Source organism: Pseudoalteromonas sp. S558 (genome assembly GCF_005886635.1).
GTDB classification, from domain to species: domain Bacteria; phylum Pseudomonadota; class Gammaproteobacteria; order Enterobacterales; family Alteromonadaceae; genus Pseudoalteromonas; species Pseudoalteromonas aliena.
Genome location: NZ_PNDU01000006.1, coordinates 17,921 through 33,957, shown reverse-complemented (window position 1 = coordinate 33,957; position 16,037 = coordinate 17,921). Strand labels below are relative to the sequence as shown.

Annotated in this window: 10 protein-coding genes and 1 pseudogene; 3 read left to right on the top strand and 8 right to left on the bottom strand. The window is 37.2% G+C overall.

Annotation, left to right across the window (positions count from 1 at the left end):
• Positions 1 to 199 precede the first annotated feature (199 nt).
• The 3 genes from CWB66_RS00360 to CWB66_RS00350 are packed head-to-tail and all read right to left on the bottom strand — an operon-like array spanning position 200 to position 5,351.
• Complete coding sequence (locus tag CWB66_RS00360; RefSeq protein WP_138583897.1) at positions 200 to 4,717, bottom strand: EAL domain-containing protein; 4,518 nt, start codon at positions 4,715 to 4,717, stop codon at positions 200 to 202.
• Between the two features lie 26 nt (positions 4,718 to 4,743).
• Entirely contained in the window at positions 4,744 to 5,145 is a 402-nt protein-coding gene (locus CWB66_RS00355) for a GNAT family N-acetyltransferase (RefSeq protein ID WP_077536940.1), read from the bottom strand.
• Between the two features lie 2 nt (positions 5,146 to 5,147).
• Positions 5,148 to 5,351, bottom strand: coding sequence for a DUF3283 family protein (locus tag CWB66_RS00350; RefSeq protein WP_077536939.1), 204 nt, complete (start codon positions 5,349 to 5,351; stop codon positions 5,148 to 5,150).
• 115 nt (positions 5,352 to 5,466) lie between these two features.
• Between CWB66_RS00350 and CWB66_RS00345 the strand changes: the two genes are divergently transcribed.
• Positions 5,467 to 6,189 (top strand): transporter substrate-binding domain-containing protein, encoded by a 723-nt coding sequence (locus CWB66_RS00345; protein ID WP_138583896.1) that lies wholly within the window; start codon positions 5,467 to 5,469, stop codon positions 6,187 to 6,189.
• Here CWB66_RS00345 and CWB66_RS00340 read toward each other — a convergent pair.
• On the bottom strand, positions 6,161 to 6,406 hold the full coding sequence (locus tag CWB66_RS00340; protein ID WP_138583895.1) for a DUF1289 domain-containing protein: 246 nt from the start codon (positions 6,404 to 6,406) through the stop codon (positions 6,161 to 6,163). The genes CWB66_RS00345 and CWB66_RS00340 overlap by 29 nt on opposite strands.
• A gap of 101 nt (positions 6,407 to 6,507) precedes the next feature.
• A complete protein-coding gene (locus tag CWB66_RS00335; RefSeq protein ID WP_138583894.1) occupies positions 6,508 to 7,641 on the bottom strand; it encodes a 1-acyl-sn-glycerol-3-phosphate acyltransferase in 1,134 nt (377 codons plus the stop codon).
• A gap of 400 nt (positions 7,642 to 8,041) precedes the next feature.
• On the opposite strand from CWB66_RS00335, the gene CWB66_RS00330 reads away from it, so the two are divergent.
• Entirely contained in the window at positions 8,042 to 8,986 is a 945-nt protein-coding gene (locus CWB66_RS00330; protein WP_138583893.1) for a D-2-hydroxyacid dehydrogenase, read from the top strand.
• Positions 8,987 to 9,171: 185 nt separating this feature from the next.
• Entirely contained in the window at positions 9,172 to 9,552 is a 381-nt protein-coding gene (locus CWB66_RS00325; RefSeq protein WP_138583892.1) for a DUF3192 domain-containing protein, read from the top strand.
• A gap of 67 nt (positions 9,553 to 9,619) precedes the next feature.
• On the opposite strand, the gene CWB66_RS00320 is transcribed toward CWB66_RS00325, so the two are convergent.
• The 3 genes and pseudogenes from CWB66_RS00320 to CWB66_RS00310 form a co-directional block, all read right to left on the bottom strand.
• On the bottom strand, positions 9,620 to 10,519 hold the full coding sequence (locus CWB66_RS00320) for a GGDEF domain-containing response regulator (RefSeq protein WP_138583891.1): 900 nt from the start codon (positions 10,517 to 10,519) through the stop codon (positions 9,620 to 9,622).
• Positions 10,488 to 14,305, bottom strand: a pseudogene (locus tag CWB66_RS00315) (PAS domain-containing hybrid sensor histidine kinase/response regulator). The gene CWB66_RS00320 and the pseudogene CWB66_RS00315 overlap by 32 nt, the downstream one beginning before the upstream one ends.
• Positions 14,306 to 14,371: 66 nt before the next feature.
• A complete protein-coding gene (locus tag CWB66_RS00310; protein WP_138583889.1) occupies positions 14,372 to 15,769 on the bottom strand; it encodes a PhoH family protein in 1,398 nt (465 codons plus the stop codon).
• Between the last annotated feature and the right edge of the window lie 268 nt (positions 15,770 to 16,037).

The following is a 16,037-nucleotide window of genomic DNA, read 5'->3' as shown; positions in this document are numbered from 1 at the left end:
CTTTTGTGATTGATTTTGCAGCAGTACGTTTGGTATTTAGGCAAGGCAGATCCTATGTCGTGTGGTTATTCCCCATAAACAGGCGATAACGCAGTATAAATGTCAAACCTCGCGCCGCGATTAAATCGCCCCTAGATTGAACAAATTTCAATCTACAAAGGTCAACACGCCCTAGAGCCTAATTTATTAAATCAACAATCTAACTCCCCATACTTTGGGTAAATATATCCTCCCAATCACGCAGCACTAAAAACGGTACGTCTTGACTAGGAACCGGTCGGCTGAATAAATAGCCCTGAAAATGCTTACAGCCTAACTCTTTTAAAAAGGCGAGTTGGTGCGAACTTTCAACACCTTCAGCAACACATTCTTTTCCTAAACTGTGAGCTAATGTCAATGTAGATTGGATAATTGCCTCGTCGCCGTAATCAATACCTATATCTTGCACAAAGCTGCGATCTATTTTTAATACATCAATAGGAAAGCGCTTTAAATAAGTCAATGAGGCATAACCTGTACCAAAATCATCCATGTACAACCTACAGCCTAAATTTTTAAGCATCTCCATACTGTGTAAAGCATGTTTTGAATCGCGCATTAGTATTGATTCAGTGATCTCAAATACAATTGCTTTTGATGGCACGCCAGCGGTACTTAATGCCTTTATTATCTCTGGGACTAATTCTTCAAATTCAAAATCAAGTGCAGATAGATTTATAGACAAATAAAGGTCGGGTGAAATTTTACGCCACTCTTTTAGTTCGCTCAAAGCACGAGCCAATGTTTGCAGCATTATTTTTGTGATTAAGCCTATGCCCTCAGCGGCCAAAGAAAACTCCTGAGTTTGTACTAGTTTATTTTCAGGCCAACGTAATAATACCTCAAATCCTTCTGTTTTATAGCTTTGAGAATTGATAATCGGCTGGTAATAATTACAAAACTCATGTTCTTGGTATGCTTTAGTCAATTGTGATTCTAAATGAAGCGCTTTTTGTACTCGCTGATTCATTTCCTGTTTATAAAATTGATAGCTTCCTTCAAGTGAATCTTTAGCATGGTAAAGCGCAATATTGGCAGCTTTTAGTAACGCGCTTTTTTGCTGCGCATCATCCGGCGAAATAGCGATACCAATACTTAAGTTCACATTTACCACTTGCCCGCCAATACTAATATTTTTATTCACACAATCCATTAACTTGGTGCATATTAATAAAACCTCTTCAATTTGATGAATATCTTCAACAAGCACTACAAACTCATCTCCACCAAAGCGAGCAATACTATCTGATGGCCGCAAAGTAAGTTTTAATCGCTTAGCCACTTTTTTAATTAGCTCGTCTGCAACCTCATGCCCTAATGAATCGTTAAAATATTTAAAGCGTTTAATATTTATATGTAACAGTGCAACTTTGCATTGATAATGCTTTGCTTGCTCTAATGCATGTTCAACACGGTCATTAAAAAGAGCCCTATTTGGCAAGCCCGTTAATACATCATAATTGGCCAGTAAGTGAAGCTCATTTTCAGCTGTTTTTTGTGCGCTTATATCCGTTAAAATAATGACATAGCTACTCAGAGATTGATCGTTATCGGCCACCGCGCTTATTTTTACTAATACATGGCGCACCTCGCCATTAGCGAGCATTACACTATCCTCACAAGAAAAATGCTCTCCTACCAATAACTTTTGCACGATACGTAAATAATCAAAAAGCGCGCTACGCGAGATCCCTAAGTTTAAAGACCGACTAGACAAAGACTCGGCTGAAAAATTAAAAGCTGTTTGCAATGATTTATTTGAAGCGCGAATATTTAAATTTTTGTCGAGTATGAACACCCAATCTCGAGTTTGTTCAAATGCAGCGGTAAAGAGTAAGGCATGCTCTTCGAACACCATTTCTCGGGTCATATTTGTATATGTTCCCGCTACCTTTTGAGGGGTTTTTCCATCCCACTCAACTACTTTTCCAAAATCCTTATACCAGCGCCAATGACCTTTAGCGTGACGTAAACGGTAAGTGCAATTAAAATACCCCTTTTCGGTAGATAAAAACTCTAACCACTCTAAACGAAATAGCTGCTTATCTTGTGGATGAATTTTAGTTAAATATTCATCAAGATTAACCGTTTCACTTTCGTAGCCTAACTCGTCACGTAAACGGGGCTGATAAATACTTGGGCTACTTGATTTCCAATCCCACACACCTGATTCACTGCCCTCTAACGCTATTTTTAAACGCGCTTCACTTTCTTTACTCTCTTTATTAGCAGCTAATAAAATGCGCTGAATTTTATTACGGCGCATTACCCACATTGCCACAAAAGCAATAAATAGCACGCCATATAGCACCACAAAATATGGAGCACGCCATAAAGGGTATTTAACTTTTATTTTTAAAATCGCTGGGGGAGTATATTCACCAGTAAGCGGATCTTTCGCCCATACTTTTAGTTGATAATTACCGGGATTTAATTTAGGGAACAAAACTCGATTGTTATTACGTGTATACGTTTTTTGTCCGTTATCGAGTTGATACTCGTAAATAATACGTTCTTGATTGCTAAAAGCCATGGCTGAAAATGCCACTTCTAGCCCTATATCATCATGATTTAAAACCACTTCGTTAAGTGGCTGCTTTAAATCAAGTGATAGGTCTCGCGACATTAAATCAACACCCGTGATATTGACATGATCGATAAGTGAGCGAAGGTTTTTATTCTCCATCGGGTGAAAATAAGTAAAACCTTTTAAACCACCGTAAGCAATACGGCCATCTTTTAGCTGTGCCATTGCATTGCTATTAAATTCAGCAGAGAGCAATCCTTCGGATACAGTAAACTGTTGAAAATGTAGCGTTTTAGGATTTAGTCGCCAAATTCCTTTATGGCTACTCATCCAAATCATCCCTTCATCATCAAGTACCATATTATAAAGCAAAGTACCTAGTTTATTTTTTTCTAAGTCAATTGTGTGTACAAGCTCATAGGTAGAAGCATTGACGCCAATTAAGCCAAAGTTAGATAGTGATATCCATAAAACATTATTATTATCCATTACATACGACAACACACTGATAGCAATGTTTTCGTGCTGTTTAGGCACTTTATAAATGACCTTAAGCGCTAAACTATCAGGGTTTATTTGATATAAAATCCCCGCATTAAAAAACAATGGTGAATCTGGCTTATTAGTAAGTGGTGGTAAAAAACCATATACTAAAAAGGGCTCAAACTGTGCTATTTCTCCCCCTAATCGAGTCACTATTTGACTATCAATATTATAAACAAATACACCATGATCAGAATGCACATAATACAAATCACCATTTGGCATTAAAGTAACACCATGCACCCAACCTGTTATTTGCTGCTGATTAGCTGAATTTTTTGTTTTAGGTTCGCTGATTTGATGCGTAATGGGATCAAAAATAAATAGCCCACGATTGCTATAAAGCCATAATTTATCTTTATAAGGCATAACTTCATAAACAGTAAATTCGGTAGTTAATAAATCTACTTGATAATTTTTTAGATAAGCCTTTCCAATATTATTTTTTAAATCAACCTCTGTGATACCGTTATGCGTAGCAAGCCATAATTTATCTTTGTACTCTGTAATTCCCCAAACAGAATGATGCGATAACCCATCGCCTCTAATTGAGCTACCATCAACATTATTAAAATGATAATTGTCATTTGATAAATAAAATGCGCCATCTGTTTTGGTCGCTACCCATATTCCACCCGATTTATCTTTTGCCATATCAATAATACTGGTATCAGCAAGTGTGTATTTACTCTCTGTTATACGTGTATTTTTAATCAGTTCGCCACTGTGTAAATCAAACTTAAATAGCCCTTTGTCAGTGGCTAAATCAAGCTTGCCCTGCTCATTCGCTATTTCCCAAATATTTAAATTAGCTAACAACACTTTACTTTTAAAGGTTAGATCTGGGCGCTCAAACATCCCTGACAAATTACTAATATCGACCTGATATAACCCCTTGACCGCACCGACCAGCAGCTGATTATTTTCACCTAAAGCAAACGATTTCACATTATTTTGATAAATATGATTAGCCTCTCCTTTTAAGTGCTGTAGTGGCCGTATTTGCTTACTAGCAATATCAAAAACATAAGCCCCATGAGTAGTGCCAATAAATATATAACCGTTGTAATGAAATAACTTTCTAATGAGGGTGTCTTTGTATTCGCTGGGCAGTTCAAAAATAGATGTTATATCGCCACTTTCAATATCAAGTTTAGCAAAATCCCGACCGCGCCCAATCCATAACGTTTTATTGTCAACGGCAAGCATACTAAAAACAGATTGATTAATTATTTGCTCTTCACTGGTGGGTTTGGTTATAAATTGCTTGTATGAATCAGTTGCAGGATCGTATCTAAATAATCCTGCAAGTAAGGATGCAATCCAAATATGACCGTCAGGATCTTGGTAAATTCGATCAATAATAGCTTCCTCTAATTCACCATTAGGACCATTAATAGAAAGTACTTGATAACCATCATAGCGATTAAGCCCAGCTTCAGTCGAAAGCCATAAGTACCCATTATTATCAATCAGCATGGTGTTAACATAGCTTTGTGATAAGCCCTCACTAGGAGATAAACGCTTTACTTGTGCGCTTACTTGGCAGCTTAAGATCGCTATGCAAACGATAAAACAACTTATGATCCAGTTGACGTCTTTGCTCATGCTTATTCCATATTGTTATTTTACTATTATGGGTACTTTAGGGCGACGATATTGCGGTGTGTGTAAATATTAAAAAGCGCTTGCAACGCAAGAGTATATGTTAACACTTGGTTAAAACCAATAGAATGGTATAAATCTGCTAAGTTTTTATAAGCAAAGGTATAAATAGTTTTATTTTGGCGCTTTAATAGCGTTGAGATAAGTAACTTTGCAAGGCCTTTAGACCTATATTCTGGCGCTACAAAAACCGTCGACAAAAATAAAAAATCATCCTTATTTTGCAACCTACATGCGGCAACTATTTCAGCTTTATAATAAACAACCCAAAGTTGATCTTGTTTATTAGCCCGTCCTTTGACGCTGTATTGATCATAAAATTTATTAACAAGTGGCGTTTTAATTCTATCTAATACTTCAACCCTATACATGCCTAGCTCAGCATCAGTGCCAAATACTGCTCAAATTGCTGCTTTAAAAACATTTGTTCAGCAATCGGACGACTATGAATGGTGTTGTACACTTGTTCACGTGTTTTTTTATTACGCTTGATTTGATATGCCCAGAATGATGCTTCATAATCGAGCTGAATTTGGTATTTTTCTTCACGCGGTAACAAACATAAATTAAAACTCACAGTATTTCCTCATTAATTTTATAAAAATGCTACTCAGACAAACTGGGCAAAAGGTAAGCAACTTGCTATTATCAGCCTCTCATTTTATTGATTTTTACTGCAATTGGAAGTGATAGTGCATCAACGCCTTAGCACCTTGTTATTATTAGTTTATTTATTGTTCAGTGCACCATGTTTTGCTCATCAATACAACCTCACTTTTAACCGCCCAGAAAGTACTCCACAAGCAAATTATGTTCTTGAGTTATTAACGCTAGCCTACACCGACATTGGCCATAAAATACATGTTATCGACTTTAACCGTAAAAATGCACTTTTAGCGGCTAATAATGGTGTCCTTGATGGGCAGCTAGGCCGTGATATTAGTGTCGAAAACAATTTTAATAACTTAATTAGAGTTGACTACGAACTGCTGCAATTTAATTTAGTATTATATAAAGCTTGTCAGCCTAATACGTTAGAGCAACTAAAAAACGTAGCTATTTTAGCAGGCTATCCAGTACAAAAACGTTATTTAGCAAGTACAAACTTTGTGGGGAATATTATTGAAGTAAAAAATATGAATACACAGCTGAACTTGCTAGCTCAAAAAAAGGTAGAAGGTGCTTTGTTACTTGATTTTTTCATGGATAATAAATCAATACCTTCGCCCACCGGTTGTTTCGAAAAAGAAGTACTAATGACCTACCCAATTTATCACTACTTACATAAAAAAAATAAAAATTTAGTTAAAAAATTACAACATGCTTTAACTAAATTAAATAGTAATGGGACTGTCTATGCTTTGCGGGCAAAATATAATTTAAAATTTAAAAATCGAAACCATGCTGCTCTGTAGTACTATTAAATGCTATATTTTGCTGCTGCTTTTGCAAGTAACGCTTATAGCGCTGCTGGCATAAACTGAGCACTTTTTTCTTTTCGCTGTTGGTCAGGGAATTCCAAGTAAAACGCTCATCACGACTGCGATAACACCCCTTGCAATACCCTCTATTATTCACTAAGCAAATACTCTTGCAAGGACTTGGAATATCAAATATTTCAATTTGTTGCATAAAGTGAATACCACTTAAAAGAATCGGACTTTTAGTATAGCGTTTTTTTTAAGCAAAAAAAAAGCAGCAATTAAATTGCTGCTTTTATAATAACTAACCGATTAATGTTCGCAGTTATTTGTATTAATTTCAGTTTTACGATGAAATGGCTTGGCGTACATAGCCAATACCAGTGGCTTTAGTTCATCGGGTACACTCGCCATACGCTGTTCAAACGTAGCGGTATCAGGTGAGTTAATCACTTCTTTTTTACAGCCACCAGCAATGTAGTTCCCTGGGTGCAAATAAAACGAATCGACAATTTGTTCATCAATCGTTTTTGCAAGTTCCTCAGCACTATCACAGTGCGATTCTATCGGCTTTCCGAATGCTAAATGCACATGTCCTTTTGCAGCACTAAACCCTTCAACAATACTGGCGATATCTTCGCCCGCTGATTTAGTGTATTCACCGTGGTGTTGCTTATGATAAAGCTCTTTAGCTTTGGCAATAGCGCACGGCTCATATTGATACGATATAGAAACAGGCACTATTTTTAACTCTTTAATATAATCGCCAAATTGTTTCTTTTGCTTTCTACCATTTAGCTGTAGCATTTTTAGAAGCGCTGGATCTGTTTGATCAAAACCATCTTTTGCGCGCCCTTCTTTTTGTGCAATCCAGATAGAGTTACCACTTATTAGTGAATCATAAATGTAGGATGAAAGCTGAGTCAGCGCTCTTAACATCTCTTTTGGCGCTTTGGTCGAACGTTTCACAATAAAGCTTTTATTTAAGCGCATAAGCTCAGTGATGTAAGGTCTTTGCAATAAATTATCGCCAATAGCAATACGCACTGTTTTCATTTTATACTGGAACAATCCCCAGTTAACTAATGCAGGATCGAGTACAATATCGCGGTGGTTAGAAATAAATAGATAAGCTTGGTTTGGATCTAATTTATCAAGCCCCGAAAAAGTAACTTTTGAAGTAGTGCGTTTTACTAATTTATTAAGATATTGCGCAACTTCATTTTGTACATCCTCAACGGTGCTTACACTTCCCCATTTTTTGCGCAACTGCCTTCTTACTAATGGGCGTGTAATAAAGGGCACCGCCGATAAAAAACGCGGTAAATTGTACTTTGCAATCACATCAATAAATGCATTATCGTTGATTAAACGCGATAGCGAAGCCGTAACTTCATCATCGTTATAGGGTCTTATATCAGCGTACTTATCTTCTAATTCACTCATTACTACATCTATAATGTTAAAAAACAGCACACCAAAGCGTACCGTTTATGTCTATATTCGATTATAACTCAGCCAATCTAAAATGCGAAATAACCAAAAAATGATTTTTATTCTTAGCAACTCGCTAATAAATCTATTTAAAGTCGAGTTTCATTACTTTCTATGACCATAGGCTTGCTTATAAGTGCAAAAAAACTGATCAGTTTAGCAAAATACCATGTTCTCAACCTACTAGTGGGCAGACCACTACTACAAAACTCTCTCATTATTTGGTAGTAATACCATTAACAAAGCCTTTCTTTCGTAGTACCTTAAGCCCATATTTTAGATTTTTGATAGATCGTAAGCCTCTTTTTTTTACGATTTTAACTCTTTCAGATCCACTTATTTTAGGGCCATAATGAACATTACTATTCTTGATAACGCAACGTTAGCTAAAACGCCTCTTACATGTATTGAACAACTTGGTAAATTAACGATTTATGAACTTACCAGCCCAGAGCAAGTTATTGAACATTGCCAAGACGCTGATGTATTAATAACTAATAAAGTAGTTTTAAATCGAGGAACGATTAGCCAATTAAAAAAATTAAAACTTATTTGTGTTAGTGCTACAGGGACTAACAATGTTGATTTAGAAGCCGCAAAAGAGTTTGGTATTGCTGTTACTAACGTAGCAGGCTATTCAACCCCTTCTGTTGTTCAGCATACATTTTCTTTAATTACTAACTTACTGGGTAATACACACCGCTACCAAGCTGATTGCCTGCAAGGCGCTTGGCAAAAAAGTGACATGTTTTGCATACTCGATTACAGCTTTAACGACTTACAAGGCAAAACATTTGCCATTATAGGCGGTGGTACGTTAGGTCAAGGCGTAGCTAAAGTGGCCGAAGCATTTGGCGCAAATGTTATTGTTGCAGAGCGCAAAGGTGTTACATGTCGTGATGGCCGTATCCCTTTTGAAGAGACCATTAAAACAGCCGATATAATCAGCGTACACTGCCCGCTAACAGATGAAACACGTGATTTAATTGCACTTAATGAGCTTAAAATGATGAAGCCAAGCGCTATAATTATTAATACAGCACGTGGTGGAATTATTAACGAATCCGACTTAGCTACAGCGCTTGAGCAAAACCTAATTGCTGGAGCCGGTGTTGATGTACTAACTAAAGAACCTGCTGAGCTTTCAAACCCACTTGCTAATTACAAAGGTAATAACCTTTTACTTACTCCACATATAGCATGGGCAAGCACTGAATCTATTGTTCGTTTAATTAATGAAGTAAGTTTAAATATTGCTGCATTTACCAAAGGCGAATCACGCAACCGCTTGGTGTAATGATTTTATTGTAGTAATCAAATAAACTAAAAAATGGCTGTTTTTACTAATACATTTAATATTTTATTAAATAAAAACAGCCTAACCCACTTAACAAACTGATTAATAACAATTTATAAATATGGTCTACTCTTTGCTTTGATACAGCTAATAACCAATTAAAAATCTTATTAAGGTAAATAAAAATGAAAAAATCACTTTTAGCAGCCGCTTTAGTCGCTCCATTTTTAACAGGCTGTGTTATTGCCGTATCAGATGGTGAAGCTGAGACTCATTGGGCTGGTAAGAATTCATCTAGCTGGCAAGCACAACATAAAAATAATCGTGAAGCTATATCAGAGCTAAAAATGGATAGCAGTTATCAATCTGTTTTAGCGCAATTAAAAACACCTAATTTCACAGAGCTATTAAAAAAAGATGACGATGTATACCAAGTACTTTTTTATGTAACTCATAGCAAGCATTCAGATTCTAAAACAACGAAAGATGAATGTACGCCACTTGTATTTAAAAATGATAAGTTAGTGGGCATTGGTGAAACCGCTTTAGGTATGATCGCGCAGTAACCAATAAAAAGTGTTTGAGACGAAAAACGTCAATATATGAATATTGGCGTTTTTGTATATTAAGTTTTTAGCGTGCGACTATTCTATCTCGCCCGGCATCCTTAGCCGCATACAGGCCTATGTCAGCTTCTTCTAAAAGAGTGTGCTCTGCGCCTATTTTGCCACTTTCAGTCGTTGCTATACCAATACTAATGGTGATGTGGTTAGCGTTGAGTGACTCTGTATGCTCTATGTTTAAACTATTAACTGCTTTTCGTAATTTACTTGCAAATGCGACTGCCTCCAGCTTACCAATTTCGGGTAATACAGCGGCAAATTCTTCCCCGCCATAGCGAGCAATAAAATCGTTTCCTCGCTCACACTCACCAACCAACGCGTGGGCTACTTTTTTTAAACAATCATCACCAGCACGATGTCCGTAATAATCGTTGTAGCGTTTAAAGTGATCTATATCCATAAGTATAACGGAAAGAGGTAAGCCACTGCGTTTGCTTTTTTGCCACTCTCGGGAGAGGTTTTCGTCAAGATAACGTCTATTCGGTATTTCTGTTAAGCCATCTATTGAAACTAGCATTTCTAGCAAGTCATTTTTTTGCTTTATTAATAACTGATTACGTACCCTTACGCGAACTATAGAGGCGCTAAATGGCTTAGTTATATAATCCATAGCACCAAGTTCTAAACCTTTAGATTCATCTTCATGGCTGTGATTAGCGGATATAAAAATAACTGGTATCGCGTGTGTGATTGGGTTTTCTTTTAGCTTAACCAACACTTCATAACCATTAAGCCCTGGCATCACTACATCAAGTATAATTAAGTCAACTTGCATTGTTTCTACAAAGGTCAGTGCTTTTTCACCGCTTCCAACTAAAAATACGTCATGCTCAGCATTCAATGTTTTCTCTAGTACTAACCGATTGATAGGATCGTCATCAACAATCAGTACTTTCGCTTTTTTTGACATCCTGAGCTCCTAAACTTTTATAAAAACAATAACCTGTTTTAACTGCATAATGAATGCTTGCATGGTAATTTCGATAGATTCATCTAGGCTATTAGTTGTTTTAAGGTGCTTCTCACATTGCTGCGCGCAATACGATAGTCTTTTAAAGCCTAAATTACCTGCGACTCCTTTGATACTATGCACTAAGCGTACCAAATCAACTTCATTGGTACTCTCCTTTATTTGTATTAACTGGGTTTCACACAATTCAGCAAATTTATCCATCATCGTATTTAGTAACGTTTCGTCTAAATTAAACTGCGCTAAAGCAAATGATCTATCAAAAAAACAAGGTTTAGAGAGCGATAACTCAGCTATTGCCTCAATCAATACGTTAGCCACAACAGGTTTCACTAAATGCTTGTTCATACCACAGCCTAAGGAACGCTCAATATCTGCCGGCTCGCAATGTGCTGTTAATGCAAAAATAGGGAGTTGTTCTGCGTCAAACTGTTGGCGGATTAATATTGTTGCTTGGCAGCCATCTATATGTGGCATTTGGACATCCATTAAAATTAAATCAGGTCTCAACCCTGATAATAATTCCATCCCCTCTTGGGCACTTAAAGCAACAACAACATTAGCTCCAGCTTGGCACAGTACACTATTGATAATGTCTAAATTTAATTGATTATCGTCAATTGCTAATATTAAGAGACCTGCTATATCCTGATTACCTTTCCCTGAATCTAAAATAACTTCACCACTTTTAAACCTCGGTTCAAGATGCGAGCTTAAATTAAACAGTCGCTGACCAAGTGCTGAAGCCTTAATATAGTGGATATCTAAAGACTCAATCGTCGATAAATCTACTGTTTGCTGATGATTTATTAAAATAATGGAAGTGGCATTTGACGTTAACGAATCCTTTATTTCTTTTACCTTTAGCAATATAGGGAGATCCGTTGCATCTATGATTAATTGTTTAGTCTCTGCAAGCTTTAGTGGGGACTTTGAAGCTTCATTCAAATCAACGCGAGCTAATTGTGAAAAAGCCTCCGTGACACGATTTAACTCCCGACTTTGCTCTGAAACAATACTCAACGTATCGCTTGGTAATGAGTAGTGTGTTGTTGTATCGACATGTAGTGAAATACTAAAGTAAAATTCACTCCCATGTCCTTTATCACTTTTTAAAGCAATATCGCCGCCCATTAACGAAACCGCATGTTTAACAATAGCTAAACCCAAGCCAACGCCTTGATGCTTTCGTGTCGACGATTCGTCCCCTTGAGTAAAGGCATCGAATAGACGCCTTTGATCTATTTTATCTATACCGTTTCCAGTATCAATAACTCGAAAGCAAATCGCCTGCTCAGCAATTCCATCTTTGAGCAAATCCATTTTAAGCGTGATTGACCCTGCTTTAGTAAACTTAACTGCATTCGTTAATAGATTACCTAGTATTTGTTGTAAACGAATACTATCGCACATTAAAACTGGGGCGATTAAAGGGTCTACATCAATCACAAACTCAACATCTTTGTTTTCACACAAAGGCGCCGTTAGGCTCTCGCAAATATCAATGAGCTCAACAACACTAAACGGCGTTAATTTCAGTTCAGCCTGTGCGCTCTCTACACGAGCAAAATCAAGCATTCGGTTTAGCATTAGCAGCAAGCTCTGCGCAGCATGCTTAGCTTGCCCCGTTTGTTTTCGCTGTTTTTGAGTAAGCCCTTGCTCTGTAAGCATGTCAAGTAAACCTAATACTGCATTAAGAGGGGTACGTATTTCATGGCTTAAATTAGCGATAAACCGGCTTTTAGCAAGAGTTGCACGCTCCGCATCGTGTTTCGCTTTAGTAAGTGCACTTACATCCTGTAAGTGGATCACGTAATAAGATGGATCGCGTTTTTCGTCCCACACAAGCGATACACTCATTTGCAGCCAACTAGCGAGATTTACTTGCGCTAACGTTAAATGATAAACTTTTTTCTTATCATCAAGTAGCTGGGCCAAGGTGGCCTCTATCTCTTGCCATTGGTTATTATCAAACAGCGCTTTAAGTGGCTCTCCAACTAAAACGGGCTGTTCAACAAATAGTTTTCGAGCGGCTTTATTAACCTGTAAAATAGTGTGCTCAAGCGATAACAACATAACGCTATTTGCAGCAAATTCAATCGCACTTCTAAATTTAGATTCTGACGCTTTTAAAGCATATAACGTTTGCTGCTGCTCGGTTATATCGCGCCCTATTCCCATTGTACCCAACAAGTGTTGATGCTCATTATAAAAAGGAGCTATAGTTAATTGATAAGATTTGTCTTCTGTATCTATACGCTGTTGAATATCGTTACGATTTTGTAATACCTGCTTCTCAAGAATACTAATTTGCTCGTCATCATCACTTATTTCTTCCATGCATTTACCAACCAACGCTGTTTGCTCTTTACCTATATAAGCTTCAAATGCTTTATTACATCCTAAAAAGGAGCCATCGATATTTTTGAAATAAATAAGATCTGGCACACTATTGAGCATGGTATTTAGCAAAGCTAAGTGACGCTCTTTGGCTTCGTAACTGCGCTTTAATTTTTCGGATTGTAGCTGTACCTGTTTATCTAATTTTTTATTTGCGTTTTGTAACGATTCTACTAATTGTTCATTTTTAATAAACACACGCTTTACTTTAGAAAACCAAGGTTGCCAGTTCAGTGGTACTTTGTAATTAAGCTGCTCACTTTGCTGTTCATCATTTTGCTCTAAATAATGCATTAAGCGGGTCATCGGCTTCACAAAAATACGCTGGCTTAACCAAAAAAACACACAAAACATCAAACTTAAAAATAGTGTCAAAAACATAAACTCTAATAGTATTTCGTATTGAATCGGGGTTACTAATTGTGATTTAGATTCATAAAATGCAGCGTGGATGGGTAAATTTCCCATCGCTTGCATAAAGTAGTTTTTATCGCTTGTTAACACCGTTGATTTTTGATGGTGTTCAGCTAATTTAGGCCAATAAGGTTTTAACTTTGTTGCTTGTGCTATTTCATTTTTTGAACTGGCGATAATTTGATGAAATTGATTCATAAAAACATACTCTCCACTGCTCGCCGGAGAGATCTTTTTTAACCAAGCCGAGATCGTCTGTATATCATAAATTAAAATAATATAATCGTGCGAGTCAATCTCTCGCTGTCGACCTATTGCAAAATACGCTTTGTCATTTACTTTAATTATAGGGCTTGAAGAAAGCTTATTTGGCGAAAATTCAGGTTTAAATTTACCGTTTAATATTTCCGTCAAAAATAAACTTTGATCTTTATTACGTCTAGCTACATACGCAAATCCATCATCATCGACATAGGCAACTGCCGATAAAGACGGCATCAATGCAAGCGTTGTATTAAACGATGGCCCCAAAGCGATAACTTGCTGCCACTGAGAAATAGCACGTGTAGATAACGCAAATTCTCCTTTACCAACAACCTCCGAGCCTTGAACAGCAAAATGATGATAGTAATAACCTTTGTGTTGATTAACACCCTTAAGCAACAAGTGACTAAACTCTTGATGAGGAGGCTGTTTATACAAAGTAAACATGGCCGTTAATAAGTTACTCACGGCTTCCATATCATGATTGACCTGCGCTGAAACATTGGTAAAGTCAGCTTCACGCTTTTCAACAGCACGCTCTAGCTTAATAGTGTATAAGTGCAAACAAAGTAAAAATGCGACGATTAGGGGGACTAAAAGCGCAACAAATAAAGAACGATAATAATGTTTAAGAGGTAAAAAAATCAACGTACTGCCTGCGTTATGGCCCGAAAATCAATCAATAGACTATCGAGCCAATTTGTTAAGCGCAAGTTATAAATTTTCTTCTGCGAATGAGGCTAATCGACTACGTACAACACCATTGAGGTTTATAGTTGCGCTGCCTTCAAATTTTTTGAAGCGCTCTACTATATACGTTAGGCCAGAAGTCACTGGGGTTAGATAATTACTGTCTATTTGCGCCAAGTTACCCGTACAAATTAATTTAGTACCTTCGCCGCAGCGAGTAATAATCGTTTTCAGCTGGGATGCCGTTAAATTTTGGCTCTCATCTAAAATCACCACTGCATTTTGAATACTGCGGCCGCGCATAAAGTTAACCGATTTAAACTGCACATTAGCCTTTTCCATAATATAGTTTCGGCTCGATATCGGGTTTTCGTCGCCTTTGTGCAATACCTCCAGCGTATCGGTAATGGCTGCAAGCCACGGTGCCATTTTTTCCTCCTCCGTACCGGGTAAAAAACCGATGGATTCTGCTATCTCTGGGGTATTACGGGTAACTATTACTTTGTCGTAAATACCTTTTTCGATAACCATTTCAAGGGCGCTGGCAAGCGCTAACAAGGTTTTACCACACCCTGCTGGGCCGGTTAAAATAACAAGCTCTATACTTGTATCAAGGAGTGCATCAAGCGCCATACCTTGATAAATATTTTTTGGCTTAACGCCCCATGCTTGTTGATGCATTAAGCGCTCAACGCTAATATCTTTTAACGTAATGTGCTCATCATCGTACGATTTAACACGTGCAGCAAAGTGATCTCCGCCATCAAGCAAATATTCATTACAAAATACATCAGGGATTAAATTTTTAGGCACATGATGAAATGTATCTCGGCCATGTTGCTCAGTATTGCACTGCCCAACATGATCCCAAAAATCGCCTTCAATTTTTTTATAACCACTAGTGAGTAAGCTTATATCGTCAATAAGTTGATCGGTACGATAATCCTCAACATATTTAAGTCCTGCGCCTTTGGCTTTTAAGCGCATGTTTATGTCTTTTGTTACCAATATAACTTTTGAATCACTGTGTTGCTTTTGTAAATACACCGCACAGTTAATAATCCGATGATCGTTTTCGTTACCAGGCAGCCCCGAAATCGAGTCGGCAAATAAATGGTCGTTTACAATTATGAGTGTACCCGCAGAGCTCGCTTTTGCCTTTTTATTACTTGGCAGCGCCACGCCTTGTAGCATTTGTTCAGGGGTTGCATTTTTAAGTACTTCATCTAGTCCACGAATAGCGACGCGCGCATCACGACTTACATCGTGTTTTCTGTCTTTTATGTGGTCAAGTTCTTCAAGTACTGTCATCGGAATAACAACATTGTGTTCTTGAAAAGACAAATAAGCGAGAGGTTCGTGAAGTAGTACGTTGGTATCTAGCACATACATTTTACTTTCAAGGTTCGAAGCTTTTTCCATAGCACTTTCCTTACGTTTTATGATTTTTATGCTATACCAAAATAACTAAGTAAAACGGGCAAAACTTAAACCTGCAATACTTAATTGCCAAGGCATAATGTAAGTTTAGTCTATTTGTCATAAAAGTCCGTTTTATTACAAACCATAATTAGTTTTGATTTATAAAAAAATCAGCCATAAACAAGTTGTGTTAATAGTAATAATTAACACTTACAAAATTAATTAAAAGTGAGCCAAATAGCGCCTTGCAGTGGTGTTAGCTTACAGG

Excerpts from the sequence above, each read along its gene's own strand:
- CWB66_RS00340 (WP_138583895.1), bottom strand. The coding sequence starts at position 6,406 with ATGCAACAAATTGAAATATTTGATATTCCAAGTCCTTGCAAGAGTATT.
- CWB66_RS00360 (WP_138583897.1), bottom strand. The coding sequence starts at position 4,717 with ATGAGCAAAGACGTCAACTGGATCATAAGTTGTTTTATCGTTTGCATA.
- CWB66_RS00330 (WP_138583893.1), top strand. The coding sequence starts at position 8,042 with ATGAACATTACTATTCTTGATAACGCAACGTTAGCTAAAACGCCTCTT.
- CWB66_RS00325 (WP_138583892.1), top strand. The coding sequence starts at position 9,172 with ATGAAAAAATCACTTTTAGCAGCCGCTTTAGTCGCTCCATTTTTAACA.
- CWB66_RS00355 (WP_077536940.1), bottom strand. The coding sequence starts at position 5,145 with ATGTATAGGGTTGAAGTATTAGATAGAATTAAAACGCCACTTGTTAAT.
- CWB66_RS00310 (WP_138583889.1), bottom strand. The coding sequence starts at position 15,769 with ATGGAAAAAGCTTCGAACCTTGAAAGTAAAATGTATGTGCTAGATACC.
- CWB66_RS00320 (WP_138583891.1), bottom strand. The coding sequence starts at position 10,519 with ATGTCAAAAAAAGCGAAAGTACTGATTGTTGATGACGATCCTATCAAT.
- CWB66_RS00335 (WP_138583894.1), bottom strand. The coding sequence starts at position 7,641 with ATGAGTGAATTAGAAGATAAGTACGCTGATATAAGACCCTATAACGAT.